The organism is Endothiovibrio diazotrophicus (assembly GCF_054657215.1).
The window spans coordinates 1-3,436 of record NZ_BAAHXB010000217.1; the positions used below are offsets into that span (position 1 = coordinate 1).

General features: G+C 54.0%; 1 protein-coding gene and 2 pseudogenes. All 3 read right to left on the minus strand.

Annotated elements, in window-relative coordinates:
* Positions 1 to 311, minus strand: a pseudogene (locus ACYQ2W_RS25690) (transglutaminase domain-containing protein); the annotation flags it as partial.
* 648 nt (positions 312 to 959) lie between these two features.
* Positions 960 to 2,333 carry a hypothetical protein gene (locus tag ACYQ2W_RS25695; RefSeq protein WP_459873820.1) on the minus strand — a complete coding sequence of 458 codons (1,374 nt, stop codon included), beginning with the start codon at positions 2,331 to 2,333 and terminating at the stop codon, positions 960 to 962.
* Positions 2,334 to 2,994: 661 nt separating this feature from the next.
* Positions 2,995 to 3,436, minus strand: a pseudogene (locus ACYQ2W_RS25700) (hypothetical protein); the annotation flags it as partial.

Consider the following 3,436-nt stretch of genomic DNA (forward strand, 5'->3'; position numbering starts at 1 on the left):
TACTCCAGCGCCTCGGCCCGGGCACGGATCGCCTCGCTCAGCACCACCTCGTCGCTCCCGGCCAGATAGGCGGGGTCGGAGGCGCCGGGGAGCTGGTCGAATACGTAGGCATCCAGCACGTTGCCCACGGCGGCCAGTTTGGGCAGGGGATTCGAGTAGAGGCCGGCCTGGATGAAGTCGGATCGGGACTCCTTGGGGCGGTTGTCGGGGTTGGGCTCCCGCGCCTTGAAGGGGAGCTGGTTGGGGTCGAAGGGCTGGCGGGCCGGTTCGCTCTGGAGGGCGTCGAGGCGTGCCTTGGCGGCCTGGACCACGGTGAGCAGTTCGCCGGGGGTGGGGGCGCGGTCGATGGCGTCCAGGTCGGCGAGGGTCTGGTCGAGGTGGCGGCGGAAGTGGCCGCGGGCCTGCGCCTGGCGCTGTTCGATGGTGGGGCCGAGGCCCTTGGTGCGGATCAGGGCGTCGATCTCGTCGAAGCGCTCGCCGACGATTCCGAGACACTCACTCCACGGATCGATAGGAAATGGATTACACGCATTCAGAATAATCTGATCCCGTTATTTGACTCTTGCGATGGATGTCCATGCAATCGATTTGCATTTGCATACAAAGCCGCTCCAATTCCTTCTGTGGCAACCCCAAGCACAATGCAATCCCTCGTTTGGGCAGGGGGCTGCGGTAGAGACCGGGGCTTGAATATGAAATGGCTGTCTTAGCAATTGTTTTCCTCGACCACTTCACACCACATTTGAAATATCATTGACTGCTCTTCAACTTAACCCAGCACACGTACAGAAAATATAAACCTCCCAATAAAAACACACCCCCCAGCGCAGCTTCTACCATAGAATCACCCTCAGCATGCAGCGACAAGTGTATTTCCCACATGCCATACACGATAAAATATAACGCCAACAACCCATATCTAGCAGAGTCTCGAATCATGAAACAAATCCATTCATCCGTCAAAGTCCGCAGCCTTCTCTTGTTCCATCAAGATCAAGAAGAACAGCACCATAACCGAAAGCAGTAACTACAGAGCCGATCACAGCCTCAAGGTTCCCGAATAATGGAATCAACACAAGCGATATCGCCGACAAACCTGCTAACAGGCCTCCAAAGAAACAACTCCCTTCGATTCCAGACGAAGAAGCATCTGCAACAACAAATAGTTCAAATAATCCAGCGTGCAATAAGAACGAGGCCAATATCGGAAGAGCCAACCCCCCAGTAGATGAAATGGCCATCACCGCAAGCACAGACAGCAACATTCCAAAGAACAGGCCAGCCATATAGCTCCCATTATCCCCTCCTGAAATTCTCCACGCCCCATCGCCTTTGACGGGATCAAACACCGCATACCCCGCCCCACTCCATCCCGGCACACTGATCGGATCGGTATGCGTAATCACTTCCTTCCCCGTTGCGACGGCATCCTTGATCTCCTGAATGGTGGCATTATCCAACCGAATATCCGCCAATGCAGTGGAAAGGTTCGCCTGCGTGATGTGGTAAATCTTCTGCCCCTGCTGCTGCGCCTTGGACAGCGCCTTCACCGTGGAGACCGCCTCCCCCGGATGGTCCGCGGTCACAAACATCTGCTCCGGTATCGCATGTTCCAGCGCCGAGCTGAGCGCCCCCAGTTGGAACACCAGATTGAACTTGTTCGCCCCATCGTCCGTCTGCGCGGTGATGTTCAGCGCATCCAGGTCCATCGCTATTCCGCCGGTACGGATCGCATTGGGTAGCCCCCAGAAGTAGTCCACCTGCGGCACATAGCCGTAGGTGCCACCGGAGGGCAGCTGCTGCATGTGCGCCTTCTGCTGAAGCGTCATCACGTGGGCCAATCCCTGACTCTCGGCGAAGTAACCGAGCGTCCCCGCGTAGAACATATCCCCCAGGATATCCTCCCGGGAGAGCGCCGCAAGCTGTGTTTGGTCCTGCGTGGTGAGCGTGGTTTGAGTCCCTTCCAGCTTCGTCTTCAGCGCGGTCAGTTTTTCGGGCGCCACGCTGCCGCCGATGATCGCCACCGACAGGTAGGAGCCGGCCACCACCTTGCCCGGATAGCTCAGGGTCCCGTAGACCGGATTGGTCAGGGTGTAGACGAAGTCGAGATCCTCGCCCAGTTGCATCGGCGTACCGCTGAGCACCGTCTCGCCGTCCACCTTCAGTTCCGGGGTGACCGAGATCAGGTAGGCCGGAATGGTGTCGGGCAGTTGGCTGAGGTCGGTGATTTCCCCCTCCGGTAGGAGAGCCAGAAAGTAGCCTGGATGGAGCGCAGCGGAATCCGGGACGTGTGGGGCAGCCTTCGGGAATCCCCGGATTCCGCTATGCTCCATCCAGGCTACTTGCTGATCCCGTTATTTGACTCTCGCGCTGAATGCCCATGCAACCTGTTTAAATAATCCTTCTATAACGCCAAAAATCAAAAATAGAAAAAATACACCTGCAACCACCAACATAGAGTCAATTATTCGCTGACCAAACTCACCCTGATATATTACACAAATAACATGACCAACAATCATGGATGCAAAAAAACACACTCCTTGTAGGAATATAGAATCTCATCCTATTCATCTACAGGGCCTCCCTGTCAAATCGATCACCCCCAAAGCAACTCAGCTTTTCCATGGCAGCACCAGAGACTGCGGCAAGACTTGCAACCAACCAAATCCATGTACCACCCTCTCTCTTACCTTCCTGCCACAACAACACAATTGCCGGACCAATAACTTCATTCTAAAAGAAACGGCATCCGACAGATTCTGAATAGCGCCGCCTTCCAACCAACCGCCTATAACGATCAATCTTTTTTAAAAAGGTACTCCACAAAGTCAACAATCATTAGAAAAACAAAGAACCCCAATATCGACAAAATTAAATCAATTCTTCTCTGGCTGAATTCTCCTTGAAATACAGCAATAGCAACATTTCCAGCAACCAAAATAAAGCAGGCAATCAATATATACTTCGACGGAACATATTTTCGCCTCCGAGTCATCGACATACCCTCCCCGTCAAATCATTCATCCCTAACGTGGCCCCAAGCATCAGCGCCATGGAACCTAACACCGGAAATATCACTCCACCTAGAAACACCATAGCAGCAAGAGATACCGCAAGAAAATTGCTACACGATCTCAAGTTTCCACTAGCCAGGGAAACTCCCGCAGACACAAGCATCACCCCAGAAAAACTTAATGCCGTTAAGACCTTTCCTATCCCAATCGCAGCCAGAGCCCCCAATCCAGCCCCACCCAGCAAAAACATACCGATGAAAATTGCCACCGCAATCAACACCAATCCCAGAGCAATCAAGTAAGCTCCATTCGTCCCACCACCTATTCTCCAAGCCCCGTCCCCTTTGGCAGGATCGAAAACGACGTAACCCGCCCCACTCCATCCCGGCACACTGATCGGATCGGTATGCGTAATCACC